Here is a 1,005-nt window from a genome sequence, read left to right on the forward strand (position 1 = left end):
GCAGACATCGCTAAGGAAACCCATGTGGCCCGAGCCATTGACTTTCGGGGAATTGAACTGGGGAAAGATTGTGTATTCTCCAATACACGAACAGGTCTGGAGCAACTGGTACAGTGGATGAAGGAGCTTCAGCAGGAGCATGCCAAGAGCGACGTCCTCTTCGGCATTGAGCCCACCGGACACTACTGGTTTAACTTGGCCGAGTATTTGGGACAGCAAGGTATTCCTTTGGTCATTGTCAATCCGCACCATGTACACCAAAGCAAAGAACTGGAAGATAACTCACCGACGAAAAACGACTATAAAGATGCAAAAGTCATTGCCGATTTGGTGCGAAACGGAAAATACAGCGAACCTAAATTGCCAACAAGTATCTACGCAGATCTGCGAATTCTCATGAATCTTCGGGAGAAGATCATGGTGAACTTCGGACAGGTGCAAAGACGGGTGCAGAACTGGCTGGATCGCTTTTTTCCAGAGTACACGCAGGTATTTAAAGACTGGGAAGGCAAGGCTTCACGGATTACGCTAGGCGAGTTTCCCACACCAGGTGAAATCATCGCACTCGGTACAGAAGCCATCGTTCAGCGGTGGAAGAAAGACGTGAAACGAGCCGTAGGCACTAAACGCGCGCAGCACCTTATGGATACGGCGAGGAGTTCCATCGGACTGACCGAAGGACTTCCTGCAGCAAGAATAGAGATTAAAACGCTCCTGGAACAGTACGAAATGTTCGCCAGACAGCTCGAAGAGATTCTGGCCGAGGTGGAACGTCTACTGTCACAAATTCCGGGCACTGGAGAGATGCTCACCGTACCGGGTGTGGCTGTAGTTACGCTGGCGGGTTTCCTTGCAGAAGTAGGGGATCTAAGCGGTTACGAGCATGGACAGCAGATTATACGGCTGGCTGGACTGAATCTCAAAGAGAACAGTTCGGGAAAGAAAAAAGGCAAGTCCAGTATTACCAAGCGTGGACGTGCAAGGCTAAGGGCCCTGTTGTTCCGG

General features: G+C 50.4%; 1 protein-coding gene. It reads left to right on the forward strand.

What is annotated here, in order from left to right:
• On the forward strand, positions 1-1,005 hold a 1,005-nt coding region (locus tag A3844_RS06050), incomplete at both ends, for an IS110 family RNA-guided transposase (protein WP_074106908.1).

Origin of the sequence: Paenibacillus helianthi (assembly GCF_001909055.1) — a bacterium.
GTDB lineage: Bacteria > Bacillota > Bacilli > Paenibacillales > Paenibacillaceae > Paenibacillus_AQ > Paenibacillus_AQ helianthi.